The following is a 12,842-nucleotide window of genomic DNA, read 5'->3' as shown; positions in this document are numbered from 1 at the left end:
AACGCACACAAAGAAAAAGCCCGGCGGAGGGGGCCGCCGGACAAAAGCAAGGGATCATTCAAGGGAACACATACTCAGAGAGCAAGCGACGCGGAGAGTTCACGGCGTCGGTTAAAAAATGTTGTAACGTTTTGTATCCATCGGTTTGTTCATTCAAAACTGATCTCCCAGGGACGCGGGCGCACCTGCTCTTCCCGAGGCACACGCAGCCACACGAAGTGGTCGGCATCCAGTTGGCGCTCGCCGCTCCATCGGTAGGCCACCAGGCGGCCAAACTTCACCGCACTGTAATCCAGACAGGCCACATTGGGCGCTGGAAGGGCCGGAATTCCTTCACACCAGTAGTGCCCGATGAACAGTGGCGGCTCGTCGGGACCATAGTGGGCAAGGCGCGCACGCTCCTCCTGCGACAGCGGTCGCAGCTCCAGATCATCCGGCAGGTTGTCAGGCTGAAACACCACGTCACCCCAGGTCTTGGGGGACTGGGCCCAGAAGTGGGTTCGAAAGCTGCGCCGGGTGAAACCGTCCCCGGAGTGGATCTCGATACCCAGCGGCAAGGGCATCTGGGTGCCTCGGGTCAGTCGATCGAGAATGCGAAAGGCACCGGTTCCCGGGGCCGTGGACTCGATCAGAAACGCCTCGTCCATGCAGGCGTCAGGATGGCGGCGGAGCAGGTCATTGATCAGCGGCTGATCCCAGCAGGCGTGTACCACCCGGAGTCCGCGCTCCTCCAGGCAGAGCGGGATCTCCATGAACCAGGCCAGCGCCTCATCCCATTCCTGTGAATGGTCGCGATACTGCTCCAGGGTCTCGTTGATGATGCGGTTGTTGCGGGGACTATGCTCACGCAGCCATTCACGCCCCAGCCCCTTTGGCGCGCGTTGGCAATAGGCCAGAGCGTTGTACTCATGGTTGCCCATCACGATGAACGCTTCGCCCTCTTCCACCATGCGCCGAGCGATCTGAACCGCCAGGCGGATACGCGGTCCGCGGTCGATCAGATCGCCGAGGAAAATCACACGACGACGCGGGTGACGATAGACGCCGCCTCGCTGGTGGTAGCCCAGCTTCTCCAGCAACGCTGCCAGGGTGGCACCGCAGCCATGCACGTCGCCAATCAGATCGAAACCTTCGAATCTCGCCCGCGTACTCACATCAGTCTCCCAGGCGATTGCTCCAGCCCAGCTTGCTGCGCAGGACCTCGTAGAAGTTGTGTCCGAGCGGATGAACCAGTTGCACCCGCTGAGACTTGCGGCGTATCACCAGCACGTCGTCGGGTTTGGACACGGCGCGCGTCTGGCCGTCGCAGCTGATGTGAGGATACGTCTGGTTGGTCTCGCCGATGTGGATGCGGATCTCGCTGGCGGCATCAATGACAATGGGCCGGCTGGAAAGCGTGTGGGGGAACATTGGCACCAGGGTCACCACGTCGAGCCTAGGATGCATGATTGGGCCTCCACCGGAGAGCGCGTAGGCGGTAGAACCTGTCGGCGTGGCAATGATCAGCCCGTCGCTGCGCTGGCTGTAGACGAACTGGCCGTCTATGAACAGTTCGAACTCGATCATGCGCACCGCCTTGCCGGGATGCAGCACTACCTCGTTCAGGGCGTCACCGCTCCCCACCAACGTGCCATCTCGGAAAAGTTCGGCGTCCAGCAGGAAGCGCTCTTCTACCTCGTAGCGGCCGTCGAGCACCTCGCCGACCCTGGCCTCCAGTTCATCGGGCGAGATATCGGTGAGAAAGCCTAGACGGCCACGGTTAACGCCCAGCACTAGAGTGCCGCTGTGACACAGGGTTCGGGCGGCGCCCAACAGGCTGCCGTCGCCTCCCACGACGATCACCAGATCACAGAGCTGACCCATGGTGCGGCGGCTGGCCTCGACGTGGCCATGATTGAGCAGCACCGTAGCGGTGCGGTCCTCGATGATCACATGGTGGCCACGTTCCGCCAGAAAGCGGATTAGTCGCTTCAGGGTATCGACCACCTTGGGGCTGCCCAGGCGACCGATCAATCCAATATTTCGGAAGGACGTCCGCTCTTCGGGTCCCTGGGTAGAACTCTGTTCGGGTGGCATGCACAGGCCTCTAGCATCGCAGCGGCTCATTATGGCCACTGCTCTGCCCCCCGGCAAACGCTCGCGGGTGGCACGCCTCAGACGGCTTGCAACGCGCGGCGCTTGATCCAGCGTTCATTTAGCCATAGCGATCCGGCGATGATCGCCCCGCCCAGCACCAGGCGGACGAGATCAGCATCGCGGTTCCAGATCACCAGATTGACCACCAGACCGGCGGGAATCAGAGCGTTGTTCATGATCGCCAATGCCCCGGCGTCGACCCGGGTGGCGCCCAGATTCCAAAGAAAATACCCCACTCCAGAGGCAACCAGGCCCAGCCAGAGCAGCACACCCCACTGCAGGCCAGTAGTCGGCAACGCGCTGGTGTTACCCAGCAGGGCAAAGGCCGGCAGGACAACGCCCAGCGCTCCCAGATAGAACCAGGCGAAGACACTATGTCGCGGTAATGACTCGGGCAGTTCCGCGGAAAGCCGACGATAGCCGACCTGACCCAAGGCGAAGCAAAGGTTGGCACCCTGCACTACCAGGAAGCCCAACAAAAAGCCGCTGTCCAGGCCGTCGTAGCGGATGACTCCGGCCCCGAGGACGGCCAGCGCCGCGGTCAGCAGGTAGAAGGGGGTAAAGCGGCCGAACAGGGCGTCATCAAGCAGAGTGATATAAAGCGGCGTGAAGATGGTGAAAAGCAGCACCTCGGGTACCGAGAGCAGCAGAAAGGACTGATAGAAGAAGATATACATCACACCTAGCTGCACCGCGCCCAGCCCCATCAGCGCCAAGCGCTGGCGGCCACGCAGCAGCCCCGGGCGGAGGAAGGGCAGGAAAACCAGAGCCGCCAGGACCACCCGCATCGCTACGGCAAAATAGCTATCCACCTGACCGGCCAGATAAACGCCAATCAGCGAAAACGAAAAGGCCCACAGTACGGTGACGCCAACGAGATAGCCCACAGTCAACTCCAGTATCAATAAAGGTTGACGGCGATTATACCTCTCCAGGTCGTCCTGCCAAGCCCAGAGGCTCCGCTCACACAATCAGACCGGTCACCCGCGCGAATTCAGCGGGAGCGACTAGACACCTGTCGCCAGGCGTAAAGCACACCTGGCACCCAGCCCAGCAGTGTCAAAAGCAGACAGAGCCAGACACGCTTGGATGGCTGGCGGTTCAGACCCACTGCCAATGGCGGCACCAGCACAGCCAGTATAAGAAGTGCTGTGCGGGGCTCCGGCGATGCCGCCGTGGCAGATGGGGCGGCGGTGCCGCTAACATCACGGCCAAGATTGATGGTTTTGCGCTCTGGGTGATCCTTGGCGACGTCGGGATCAGGATGTTCCAACAGCCGGAGATGAGCATCACGGTTGATCTTCTGCTGCAACGTCTCGGCGCCGTCGGCCAAATCGTCATGGTGGCGCTCCCAGTCCTCCCAGTCGTGGGGCGTACCAGCGCGTGGCCGGTGGTCACCGGCCTCACGGGCTCTGGCCCAGGACTTCTCCTCAAGGGTAGTGGGTCGCTCGGCGTCGCGGTCGCCATCCAAGCCTTTCCTAGCCAGGTATTCGCGGGCATCCATGGAAGCTCCTGTGTCATCGAGAAGGTTGTCTTTTGGAGAGCAAGCCGACGGCAGGGTTCCGAGGCTGCCTAACCACCGTTGACGGTTTAACGCCTGTCGGGCTCGGCACTGGCCTTAGGTCGGCTATGCTGTACGCTGACCGGGCTGACGATGAACCGGCACAAGGAGATATGCCATGCCCAACAAGGCCCCCACCACCGTACGCGAGATCATGTCCCGTGACTGCTACCGAGTCACCGGCAAGACCTCGGTTTCCACTCTTGCCGAAGGGTTGTCGTTGCACAGGCTACCCGGCGTCCCGGTGGTCGACGAACGCGATCATCTGATTGGCTTTATTTCGGAGCAAGACGTCCTGGGGAAGGTGCTGGAAAGCACCTACCTCAATGATGAACCGCCGCTGGTTCGGGAATTGATGCGCCATGAGGTGCTCACCGTCACGCCCAACAAGAGCCTCACCGACCTGGCTCAAGAAATGTTGAGCAATAAGCCCAAGGTCTATCCGGTGGTGGAACAGGAACGACTGGTCGGCATCGTGACCCGTCGCGATGTGCTGAATGCCATCCTCAGTATGCGCATGAAACATAATCACTGACCTGCCCATTTAGCGGCCCCTGCCCCCCGCCGGCTAGCCGGCGGGGATTGTCGTGTCTGGCTCAGCGACAGGAATTGCACCCAAAAAGAAGGCCGCCTCCGTGGGGAAGCGGCCAAGTGTCGATCGATTCTGCAAGTCAGAACAACAGTGTTAGCGACTGCTATCGCTATGTTGCTGTACTTATTCAGACACTGTAGTGAGGAAAAGTTCGCCTCGGACAGAAAATTTCTCGTCGTTGCCGCTCCCCGCCTCTGGATCTCCCACGCAGTCGCCGGGCAACACACCATGGAAACAGCAACTTGCACCGGTATCGCGAAAAAGCCCCCCGACGCCGCTTGCATGGCTAAGCGGTTGGTTTTACTATCGAATCGGCCCAGCGGGTGTAGCTCAATGGTAGAGCAGAAGCTTCCCAAGCTTAAGACGAGGGTTCGATTCCCTTCACCCGCTCCAACACAGTGTCATCAAGCGTCAACGAACGACTATCCCCTTCTTCAATCCCCTGATTTTCCTCAACATCCTGTCGTAGAGCGTCAATAAGCGCAATCGTATACGGCTGGGTTTCGTGTATGGGATCGTGTATGTTCATGACATATCCCCGACTCACCATACAAGAATGAAGCGAACAGCCATCAAACGCCGCCCTCTGGCGGATACCGTACTCGCCAGCCTCGAGCCTGAAGAGAAGGAATATCGCGAGTCCTACGGCCGTGACCGTCTGTACTTCGTGGTCAACCCGAGTGGCCGCAAGCGCTGGGAGATGCGCTACAAGAAGCCGGAGACCGGCCGCTGGGGCTGGATGGGCCTCGGCACCTACCCCGAGGTGACCGCCAAGCTTGCCCGTCAGCGTGCCGACGAGGCCTTCGCCCTGGTTCAGCAGGGCATCGACCCGGTGAAACAGCGCAAGGCCCGGCAACAGGCCGAGGATGCGTCCAACGACAAGCTGTTCAGCGTATCGGCGGAGGAGTGGTATCAGCGCAAGCAGCAGATGGGGCGGGCAGACAAGACACTCAGGGGCATCCGCTACTGGCTCGACGGCGATGCCCTGCCGGCCCTGGGGAACCTGCCGCTGGACAGGATCAGTCGCACCAAGTGCCGTGAACTGCAGGAGCAGATCGAGGCGCGCGGCGCCTTCAACACGGCGGAGAAGGCGAGGACCTGGCTGAATCAGATCTTCGGCTACGCCATCGCGCATGGCCGCACCGAGAACAATCCGGCCAGCAACCTTGCCGATGTCGCTGCAGCGCCCCCCGAGGAGAAACCCTACCCTCACCTGCTCGAGGATCAGCTGCCGGATTTCCTGAGGGCGCTGTCCACCTCCACCTGCAAGCCGATCGTGCTCACGGCGTCGTGGATGGTGGTGAGGACCGCGTCGAGGCCGGGCATGGTGCGATTCGCCGAGTGGCGGGAAATCGACCTCGACAAGGGCCTCTGGGAAATCCCCGCTGCCCGGATGAAGGCGCGGCGCGATCACGTCGCTCCCCTCTCCCGCCAGGTCGTCGCCAGCCTGCGCGCCCTGCAGCGTCTCACCGGAGAACATCGCTACCTGTTTCCCAGCGAGGGCCCCAAGAGCCCCGTCATCTCGGACTCGACCATCAACAAGTGCTTCGCCAACATCGGCTATCGGGGCCGTATGACGGGGCACGGCGCCCGCCACACCGCCAAGACCCTGCTGTCGGAGCATGGCTGGCCGACCATCTGGACCGAGATGCAGCTGGCCCACAAGCCAGCGGGGATGGAGGGCATCTACAACCAGGCCGGTTACCTGGCCCAGCGTCAGGTGATGATGCAGTGGTACTGCGACTATCTCGATGCGCTGACGGCCGGCATGACCCAGGGGCGACGAGCGGCCTTCGATGCGAAAGTCGTTCATCGCTAGTGCCGCCGTGCCATCTGCCGATCCTGCCATGCATCCACCTCCTGCTTGACCCAATAGAGCCGCGCCTGCCGCCCTTCGGTCATGGTGATCGGCTTCGGGAACGTCGGGTCCGCCTGGCGCAGGGTATACAGCGCCTGACGGGTACGCCCGACCTTCTCGGCCACCTTGCTGGTCGTCAGGAACACGATGCCAAGGTCTTCTTTCTCGGGAAGCATCACGACTTCCTCCCTGTTGTTATTGTTGGACTCAGTCTCAGCGAGGGTTTGCTGATCGCACCGTGGTGCCACCCCCTGTGAAAAGACTCTCCACCTGCATCTGCAGCCCGTCCCGCTCCTCGATGAGGCACTGAAGCCGTTCGGCGATGGCGTCCGCGCCCTGCAGCGTGCTCGCAGGGATGCCGGCGTCATCCAGGGCGATCCGCAGACGATGGAGGTCGATAGCGATCTCGAGACGCGTGGTGCTGGCCCAGGAGTCCGGCCAGTCGTTGTGGCGGCATACGGCGCGCTGCCAGTCCGCGTTGAGCCGGTGCCAGGCCTCGACGGGATGGTGGTACGCCGCGGGCAGCAGGTCGGCGCGGCGGGCGGCCAGGGCGACAAAGCAGCGTTCGCCGGTGCTGAGCACGCCGACCAGCTCGGCCTCCTGCTCGGGGCTGACGCCTCGGCGGAGGGTGTCGACGATGCCTTCGAGTCGGGCGTTCATGTCGTGTCTCCTTGCGCGGGAGCCGCCCGCGCTCGTCAAATCGTGATTCACATGCCTCAGTCGAGGTCTTCGCTGAATGGCATCTCGCGCAGTCGGACGCAGACGCCGGCCCAGCCGCAGTCACACTCGCCGCCACGACGGGCGGCGCATTCGGATTCGTGGTCGCCGTACTGGCCCACCCACAGCCGCAGCAGGTCACGCTGTTCGGCGATGAAGCGCACGCGCTCCACCTGATCGACAAGGCCATCCCCTCGCCCCTGGACCACTGCGGGAACATTGGCCTGGTCCAGCGTGCGCCGGAGGCTGTTGATGTCCACCAGGGTCTGGGCCCAGAACGGCGACCATCCATGGGCGCTGCAGATGCCGCGCTGCTTGTTGGCATCCAGGCTGAACCAGGCCTCGATGGGATTACCCCTGCCCTCTGGAATCAGGTCGAAACGGTCGATGGTCAGCGCGGTGGTGCAGCGCTGCTCCTCCGTCATCTCGCCCAGCCAAGCCTGCAGCTGCGCCTCGTCGACGCCGTCGCGGATCTGCCGGAGGGTGGTGTTGAACTCGTAGGCTTCCATGTCGTGCTCCTGGTGAAGATCTGCTTATTCTGCCTTGAAAAGGGCCGGCCAGCCCTCCAAGGCCCTGGCCGGCCCCGGTGGTGTCAGCCCTTGGCGGCTGCCTTCTTGAGCGCGGCCAGGCGCGCCTTGTAGGCCTCGTTGACGACGCCCTGGTCGGACTCCGGCACATGCCGGGCCAGATCGATGGCCACGGCCATCTCGTCGCGGGTGGTGGCCTGGTTGATCTGCTCGCAGACATAGGCGCAGGTGATCTCGCCGCCGGGACCGATGCCCTCGGTCTCGGTGGCCGCACCGGCATCGGCCTGGGCGGCGTCGGGCTCGCCCTGGACCTGTGCCGTGGCGTCATAGATCTCGCGCGCCTTGTGCTGTTGCCGGGCCTGCTCACGGCGCCGGGCCAGCGTGTTGCCGACCCTGCCGGCGGTACCGGCACGCGCCGGCTGGTCGGCGGCAGGCGGCGATTCGGGCGTGCCGATGGCCTCCTGAGTGATGTCGCGCTCCTCCTCGGCCATGCGGATCCCCTTCAGCTCTGGGGTGAAGGTGTCTCGAAGGGCGAAGGAGCGGGCACGCATCTGCAGCATGCGTTTCGGGTACTGCTGCCAAGGGCCCTGCTTGCCCACCAGGCCGGCATCCTTGGCGTTCTGCATGCTGAACTCGGCGACATGGCGGTTGCCGCTGGGGCGGCGGCGAACGCTGCAGTAGGCCACCGCGGCCATGCCCTCGCCCTCGATCCATTCATCGAAATCGGCCTCCGACCAGGCCGGTGACGCGCGACAGATGGCCAGCATCATGTCGCCCCAGATGGTCGGCCGGCCGTTGATCACGGCGATGTTCTGGATGGCCTGCAGCGGGCTGGTGATCCCCAGCTCGACACCGGTCTGCCAGGCGATCATCACATTGCCGGGCTTGCCCTTGTAGTCCTTCGGCGCCAGGTCGCTCTGGGCGATCAGGTCGGACATGCGCCACACGTCGTCGAAGTTGCGCGGTGTCATGGCCTTCATGAACTGGTGGCGTACCTCGTCGGTGGCCAGTGACAGATCATCGTCTGCTGCCGGCACCGGCATCTCTGGCATCCGAATGGTTGCCGGCGGCTCTGCCGCGGCGGCCTGGTTGAGAGTGGCAGTGTTCATGCGGCATCTCCTTGCGGCTGTGACTCGGTGACGGTAGCGGCCTCCAGCTGCTCTTTCTCGACCTTGCTCAGCTTGGCGACCCGGCAGTCGATGTAGCGGGACGACTGGACCTCGTAGCCGGCGCGCTCGATCTCCTTGCGGCGGTAACAGGTACCGTCATCGAACGCCCCCACGGCGGCACTGCCCATGGCCTCGAGGATGTGGGCCCGTGCGACCCTGGCGGTGGTATCCAGCGCCTTGATCTCTTCCCTGACGCTCTCCTCGACCCGCTTCCAGTGCTCGAGCCCGGCCAGGGAGACCACACGGCCATCGGTACCCGGGTGGAGCCGCTTGAGCAGTTCCACGGCCTTGGGATGCTCGAGGTCGATTGCCGGCAGCTCGCCGCGCTGGATCGTTTGCCACAGATCGCCTTCCAGGGCGATCAGGTCATCGATCAGCTCATCGTCGCGCAGGATGGGATACCAGCGGGTTTCCCAGCCGGCGATGGTCACCACCAGGAAGCCCCATGCGTAACCGGTGACGGCCAGCTGCTGCTGCAGCTGGAGGTAATAATCGCCCGGCACCTCGCCACTGGTGCACAGCCCGGCGGTGGCGTGGACGTTGTCGGGCTTGCCCCAGCCCTTGGCGAACTCGACGTTCTTCAGCTCGGCCACGCCGGGGCCCGTCACGGTCTGGCCCATGATTTCCTCGAGCCAGGTGGCCTGCGCCTCGCTGACACCGACGATGCGCCGGTCGATGTTGGCCAGCATGAAAGGGTGATCGGGATGCGCGAGCATGGCGTTGTAATTCTGCACGTTGAGCCCGGTGGCCTCGGCGAAGCGGGCCGCCGTGACCGGCTCCATCACATGGCCCATGGCCATCTTCATCCGCCGCCGGTAGTTGGCGTCGGCGTCGTCGCTGGCCAGGCCCAGCTTGCGTTCGGCGATCTCGAAGGGGGTGCGGTATTCGCTGGCCCCCACGGCAGCGGCCGCTTCGCTGGCCCCGATGCCCAGCCCGCGCAGCTGCAGCCAGATTGCCTCCGGCATCTCCAGCGTTGACACGCGGTGCGTGTCCATCAGCTGCTGCTTGGCGTCTTCAAAGGTGCTAATCTTCATGATGTTGGTCCTCTTCAGTCGGATCATGCTGTTCTCGCCCCGGTGCCCTCACACCGGGGCGTTTTCATTTCAGGCCGAGCCGTTCGGCCTTGCCGGCGGTGGCCTTGCGCCGCGCCTGCCGGGCACGCTGCTGATACTCGATCTTGCGGCGTACCTTGGCGCGGGTTTCCGGCCGTTTCTTCCAGGTTCTGCCCATCGCTCCTCTCCTCCCATGCCTTGCGTGCCCCCGCGGAAAGCCCCGACTGATCGTGCGGGCTCTCTCGCGGCTCACGCGGTGACCCCGGTGCGCTCACACCGTAGCGTTCTCACATCAGGCCGAGCCGTTCGGCCTTCGCTTCCCCCGCCTCGACCTCATCGGCCCAGGCCGCCGCCTTCGCCCACTCCTTGAGCAGGCGCCGATGGCCGGCGGCCCACTCGTGGACGATCTCGGTCAGCACCCCCTTGGCTTCCAGGTAGGCGGTGAAGCTTTCCAGGGCGGTTTCGTCGCCCTCCTCCAGTGCCTCGACCTTGAGCGCCGCGGCGTTCATGCCCGCACGCTGGTAGTCGATGTCGCTGTCGAAAAGATGCGGATTAGCCATGACGGCGCCTCCTCAGTGGGTGACCCGAGGGCCGGCCCCGGTGGCCCGGCCATCCAGCCATTGCAGCAGCACGCGCAGATGCTCCTCGCTGGGCGCGGTGCTAGACTCGCCGCCGACGATGCGACGCGCCTGCTCGACGACCTGGCCTTCGTACTCGGCCAGCTCACGACGCAGATAGGCGCGGTGGGCGGCGGCGTTGTCGCTCAAGAACTTGTGTTGCATGACGACCTCCAGACGATGACGAAAACCCGGTTTCTCCGTTTAACGCGCCCGAGCCGACCGGGGAAACAGCGCGATGGACGTCACTGACACTCCAAGTCATATATGACTCCATATAGTCATAATAGACCCGCTGAGTCATATTTCAAGTCATTTTATGACTCAAAGTCATATTTTTTTGGACTAACAATGGTGTTTTTATTCAATTGGTTAGAGAGAAAATGCTGCCTGGCGAGGCATCCAGCGCTGTGCCGATGACCAGAGGCTGCCGGCGCATACCGGCTGCCAGTGGCCGGCGCCCAGCGAAACCGGGGAGGCCGAGAAGACCACCACCGGCAGCCCTCGCGCCGCGGCCAGCCGGCAGGCCCGCCAGCTGCCACGGCCGGGATGCATGGCCACCACCGAGGCGGCGGAGTTGATGACCTGAGCGGCGCGACCAGCAAGGCGCGCCCGCAGCGGCACGCCAGGACCACCCCCCGCCCACCAGGAGACGGCACCGCCCCCGGCGGCGAAGGCCTCGACCGCAGCAACCGCCGACACCGGGCAGGCGCCCTGCCCGCCCGGGCCGAAGGCGGCAAGCACCTGGAGCGCCTCAACCGGTACCGTGCCGACGAGTGCGGCCGCGATGACCGCCTGATCGGCGCCGGTGCAGCACCCGGTGACCAGGGTGAAGCCCCGGCCGGCGAGCTGCGCGGCCAGGGCCTGGACATGGGCGGCAGCCGCCGGAGACAGCTGCCGCCCGCCGATGATGGCTACGAGGCCAGCCACGCCAGCGCCCCGCGCACCTGGGACAGCGACCAGCCCGGCGGAATGACCACCTTGAGTTCGGCCGGTGCCCCGGTGCGTTTGCCCGGCCGCGGCCAGGCCTGCCAGCCCTGGCGGCGCAGCAGCCACCAGGCGGCAACCGCCTGGGCCCGCGAACCGACCGGAATGCACACGCAGGCCGGGGCCGGATTGTTGCCCCGCCGCGCCATGCGCTGCGCCCATACCCACCCGCCGGCGCAGACCTGCTGCACCACCCCAGCCCCGTAACTGACACCCCCGCTGACAAACGACATGACCCCTCTCCTTTTGCCTGTTTACTGTATAAAAGTATAGTATATTATCAGGATTTTTTCCATCAAAAACAGTAGCTTAACCATGAATTGCCACCGCGCGAGAGCGCAGGACAAGGCACAAAATCGCGGGGGCCCCGCGCGGCAGTTGGCGCGGGGTTCCGATTTTTGCCTTGCCGCAGCGTAGCGCCCACCCTGCCCCGCACAGGGGCCGGACGCGGGGGTATGCGACCGGCCCCTGATGCCAAGCCGGCGAGGCGACAAGGGGGTTGGGGTTCAGGGGTTCAGCGCAGGCGCGTGCGAGGAACGAGCTTGCGCCGGAGCATGGGGTCAGGGAGGCGTGCGCGAAGCGCTGGCCGAGTGACGCTGTGCGGGCGTCAGCCGGCACAGGGGGTTGCGGCTCGAGGGGCGGGCGAGGAACGAGCCGGCCCCTTCAAGGCGGAGCGTGTGAGGCACGAACAGGCGGAGCCGTCAGCGCGCGGAGCGCAAGAGCGCCAGGGATGCGTAGGGTGGCGAAGCCAGCCCGAAGGGCCGAAGCCCGGAGCAGCCCGACCGCGGGCGAGGAACGAGCCGGCGGGGGTGCCTGACAGAGATCTTTAACGGGTCTTAAGGGTAGCCCTCCACTTGTAGGGTTCCAGCTCAAAGGCCGACTCCATTTCAAGCGCTGTGAAAAACTCTGGCTCGTTCGGCTTATCAGCCAGAGCATTGGGCACCAGGGCCAATCGCCAGTCGGGATGCACGGAGCCAGCACGCTCGTTGCGAGTCAGCCAGAAAGCCGCCGCTGTGCCTGCGGTTCCCTTGACCTCGATGCGCAATGCTTTGTCGTTTCGAGTGGCGAGCAGATCGTAGCCACAATTGTCTTTCTGCCTGACCTGAATCTTGAACTGCGGAGTCTGTTGCTCCAGATAGGTTATCACGCGCTGAACAGCCGCGTCCTCCACGGCCTTGCGTACTTGTGGATCCACACTCCAGCAACCTGCCCCAACAGGGGCGTCAAGGTCATCTTCTTCCGCGAGAAACAAAATGCCGGCGAGGTCTTCAAGTGACCGATGGCGTCGGTATTGTTCAATCACTGCAGGATCACGGGAGAAATACGTCGCGCGATATTCACTACGGTAGGCCCAGGCATTGGTTCCCTGCTTAATGTAGAGAGGCACAGTTGTTTCACTCTTCAGGAAGAGTTCGGCTCTTGCCTCGATTTGAGGCCCCTTGCCGACAACGATTATCTCTGGCGCTTCGGGGTTGTCCCGGGTCGTGACTGCCAACCCCTTGACCTCGCCATTTTTGGTACGAATGAAGGAGTCGCTGCCTGCCAACCTGTCCGCCAGCGTCTTCGTGTCGATGATTGCCATGTATTCCCCTTGGTTAGTGGAACCCGTGTAAGCCAGCAGGCACC

General features: G+C 63.8%; 17 protein-coding genes and 1 tRNA gene. 3 read left to right on the top strand and 15 right to left on the bottom strand.

What is annotated here, in order from left to right; translation table 11 throughout:
- Positions 1-149 precede the first annotated feature (149 nt).
- From ACFODV_RS13200 to ACFODV_RS13185, 4 genes are all read right to left on the bottom strand, one after another.
- The gene (locus ACFODV_RS13200; RefSeq protein ID WP_379760189.1) at positions 150-1,154 is read right to left on the bottom strand and encodes a metallophosphoesterase; all 1,005 of its coding nucleotides are present in this window, start codon (positions 1,152-1,154) and stop codon (positions 150-152) included.
- Position 1,155: 1 nt separating this feature from the next.
- Positions 1,156-2,076, bottom strand: coding sequence for an NAD(+) kinase (locus ACFODV_RS13195; RefSeq protein ID WP_379760188.1), 921 nt, complete (start codon positions 2,074-2,076; stop codon positions 1,156-1,158).
- Positions 2,077-2,153: 77 nt separating this feature from the next.
- On the bottom strand, positions 2,154-3,023 hold the full coding sequence (locus ACFODV_RS13190; protein ID WP_379760187.1) for a carboxylate/amino acid/amine transporter: 870 nt from the start codon (positions 3,021-3,023) through the stop codon (positions 2,154-2,156).
- A gap of 107 nt (positions 3,024-3,130) precedes the next feature.
- Entirely contained in the window at positions 3,131-3,640 is a 510-nt protein-coding gene (locus ACFODV_RS13185) for a YqaE/Pmp3 family membrane protein (RefSeq protein WP_379760186.1), read from the bottom strand.
- 175 nt (positions 3,641-3,815) lie between these two features.
- Here ACFODV_RS13185 and ACFODV_RS13180 point away from each other — a divergent pair, with 175 nt between their 5' ends.
- From ACFODV_RS13180 to ACFODV_RS13170, 3 genes are all read left to right on the top strand, one after another.
- Positions 3,816-4,232 (top strand): CBS domain-containing protein, encoded by a 417-nt coding sequence (locus ACFODV_RS13180; RefSeq protein WP_379760185.1) that lies wholly within the window; start codon positions 3,816-3,818, stop codon positions 4,230-4,232.
- 376 nt (positions 4,233-4,608) lie between these two features.
- Positions 4,609-4,682: transfer RNA gene (locus tag ACFODV_RS13175), tRNA-Gly, on the top strand.
- 163 nt (positions 4,683-4,845) lie between these two features.
- Complete coding sequence (locus tag ACFODV_RS13170) at positions 4,846-6,108, top strand: tyrosine-type recombinase/integrase (RefSeq protein ID WP_379760184.1); 1,263 nt, start codon at positions 4,846-4,848, stop codon at positions 6,106-6,108.
- Here the strand turns inward: ACFODV_RS13170 and ACFODV_RS13165 are convergent.
- The 11 genes from ACFODV_RS13165 to ACFODV_RS13115 form a co-directional block, all read right to left on the bottom strand.
- Complete coding sequence (locus tag ACFODV_RS13165) at positions 6,105-6,323, bottom strand: helix-turn-helix transcriptional regulator (RefSeq protein WP_379760183.1); 219 nt, start codon at positions 6,321-6,323, stop codon at positions 6,105-6,107. The two genes, ACFODV_RS13170 and ACFODV_RS13165, sit on opposite strands and share 4 nt — an antisense overlap.
- A 37-nt stretch (positions 6,324-6,360) precedes the next feature.
- Positions 6,361-6,807: a hypothetical protein gene (locus tag ACFODV_RS13160; protein ID WP_379760182.1), complete on the bottom strand. Its 447-nt coding sequence runs from the start codon at positions 6,805-6,807 to the stop codon at positions 6,361-6,363.
- Between the two features lie 56 nt (positions 6,808-6,863).
- A complete protein-coding gene (locus ACFODV_RS13155) occupies positions 6,864-7,373 on the bottom strand; it encodes a hypothetical protein (RefSeq protein ID WP_379760181.1) in 510 nt (169 codons plus the stop codon).
- Between the two features lie 83 nt (positions 7,374-7,456).
- The gene (locus tag ACFODV_RS13150; protein ID WP_379760180.1) at positions 7,457-8,500 is read right to left on the bottom strand and encodes a hypothetical protein; all 1,044 of its coding nucleotides are present in this window, start codon (positions 8,498-8,500) and stop codon (positions 7,457-7,459) included.
- Complete coding sequence (locus tag ACFODV_RS13145; RefSeq protein WP_379760179.1) at positions 8,497-9,594, bottom strand: YqaJ viral recombinase family nuclease; 1,098 nt, start codon at positions 9,592-9,594, stop codon at positions 8,497-8,499. The genes ACFODV_RS13150 and ACFODV_RS13145 overlap by 4 nt, the downstream gene beginning before the upstream one ends.
- Before the next feature lie 64 nt (positions 9,595-9,658).
- On the bottom strand, positions 9,659-9,790 hold the full coding sequence (locus ACFODV_RS13140; protein WP_379760178.1) for a hypothetical protein: 132 nt from the start codon (positions 9,788-9,790) through the stop codon (positions 9,659-9,661).
- 109 nt (positions 9,791-9,899) lie between these two features.
- A complete protein-coding gene (locus tag ACFODV_RS13135) occupies positions 9,900-10,172 on the bottom strand; it encodes a hypothetical protein (RefSeq protein ID WP_379760176.1) in 273 nt (90 codons plus the stop codon).
- A gap of 12 nt (positions 10,173-10,184) precedes the next feature.
- The gene (locus ACFODV_RS13130; protein WP_379760174.1) at positions 10,185-10,394 is read right to left on the bottom strand and encodes a hypothetical protein; all 210 of its coding nucleotides are present in this window, start codon (positions 10,392-10,394) and stop codon (positions 10,185-10,187) included.
- A 207-nt stretch (positions 10,395-10,601) separates the two neighbouring features.
- Positions 10,602-11,159: a hypothetical protein gene (locus tag ACFODV_RS13125; protein WP_379760172.1), complete on the bottom strand. Its 558-nt coding sequence runs from the start codon at positions 11,157-11,159 to the stop codon at positions 10,602-10,604.
- On the bottom strand, positions 11,144-11,449 hold the full coding sequence (locus ACFODV_RS13120) for a hypothetical protein (RefSeq protein WP_379760170.1): 306 nt from the start codon (positions 11,447-11,449) through the stop codon (positions 11,144-11,146). Before ACFODV_RS13120 ends, ACFODV_RS13125 begins: the two co-directional genes overlap by 16 nt.
- Before the next feature lie 593 nt (positions 11,450-12,042).
- On the bottom strand, positions 12,043-12,798 hold the full coding sequence (locus ACFODV_RS13115) for a DUF3883 domain-containing protein (protein WP_379760168.1): 756 nt from the start codon (positions 12,796-12,798) through the stop codon (positions 12,043-12,045).
- Positions 12,799-12,842: the final 44 nt, after the last annotated feature.

The organism is Halomonas tibetensis (genome assembly GCF_042643535.1).
GTDB classification, from domain to species: Bacteria; Pseudomonadota; Gammaproteobacteria; order Pseudomonadales; family Halomonadaceae; genus Halomonas; species Halomonas tibetensis.
This window is presented reverse-complemented; position numbering and strand designations above follow the sequence as displayed.